This window comes from Serratia sp. N21D137 (genome assembly GCF_047530005.1).
GTDB classification, from domain to species: Bacteria; Pseudomonadota; Gammaproteobacteria; order Enterobacterales; family Enterobacteriaceae; genus Chania; species Chania fonticola_B.
The window spans coordinates 1-1,238 of the sequence record NZ_JBLJAJ010000105.1 but is presented as its reverse complement, the minus strand read 5'-3'; the positions used below and the strand labels follow the sequence as shown (position 1 = coordinate 1,238).

Here is a 1,238-nt window from a genome sequence, read left to right as displayed (position 1 = left end):
TCATTTGTTCTTTTATTAAGCAGCCATGCAATAATAGTTCTTCTCGAAGTCTGCCGGTGAGAGATTACCCAACCGGGAATGACGACGCTGCCGGTTGTAGAAGATCTCAATATATTCCCGTACTACTGAAGCCGCTTCTTCCCGCGTGTTAAACCGATAGTGGTGAAGGCTTTCATTCTTCAGCGTCCCCCAGAAGCTCTCCATGGGGGCGTTGTCGTAGCAGTTACCCTTACGTGACATTGACGTTTTCATGCCGAACTGTTGCTGTATAGCACGATAATCGTGTGCGCAGTACTGAGAGCCACGATCTGAGTGGTGGATCACCCCGTAAGGGGGACGTTTGTTCCTGATCGCCATAAACAACGCCTGCCCGGTCAGTTCCTGTGTCATTCGCTCACCCATCGCGTAGCCCACGATCTCGCACGTGAACACATCTTTAATGCCGGCCAGATACAGCCAGCCCTCCCGGGTCGCAATATACGTAATATCAGCCACCCAAGTCTGATTAGGAGCCGTTGGGGCAAAGGTCTGCTCTAGCAGATTAGGTGCCACCGGCAGACTGTGATCCGAGTTCGTCGTGGCGATAAACTTACGCTTTTGCTTACATCGCAACCCCATCTCCTTGCGCAGACGCACCAGTTTGTCTCTACCAATGGCGATGCCCTTACTGGCAAGTTCAGGCAGTAATCGCAAGGCTCCATAAGTCTGACGAGTGCGAGTGTGTGCCACTTTAATCTCCAGCTTCAGGCGTTCGTCGCTTTGTTTTCTGTTTGATAGCTTGTGCTGCGCCCAGTCGTAATAACCACTTCGTGACACGCCAAACGCACGGCACATCACTTCAACGGGAAACTCGTGTCGCCATTGCTCGATTAACGCGTACTTTTCAGCGACTCCTGGGCAAAATACGCGGTGGCTTTTTTTAATATATCTCGCTCAAGCTGGGCGTCGTTCAACGCTTTGCGCAGGCGAAGAACCTCGGTCTCCAACTCAGCAACAGAACGCGATTCTGGTGGCGTAACCAGACCTTTTCTCGCTGCGGAAATCCATTGCCCTAGCGTGCCTTCAGGGATGGATAAACGCGATGATCCTTGGCTGATCGACAATCCTTGTTCCAAGACGGTTTTAACGGCTTCGGCCCTAAATTCTTTCGAGTAACGTTGAGTTTTTCTGGTCATAGTGAACTCCTTTTAATCCCATTCTACTCAGGAAGGAGTGTCCGTTAAAATCAGGCTACCTCA

The 1,238-nt window shown here is 50.9% G+C and carries 1 protein-coding gene; it reads right to left on the bottom strand.

What is annotated here, in order from left to right:
• Window positions 1-15: 15 nt before the first annotated feature.
• Window positions 16-1,175, bottom strand: a protein-coding gene (locus tag ACMV5H_RS25520; RefSeq protein ID WP_414822802.1) for an IS3 family transposase whose coding sequence is annotated in 2 segments (ribosomal slippage) — window positions 16-908 and window positions 908-1,175 — 1,161 coding nt in all. Because the reading frame shifts where the segments join, the coding sequence is not laid out codon by codon here.
• Between the last annotated feature and the right edge of the window lie 63 nt (window positions 1,176-1,238).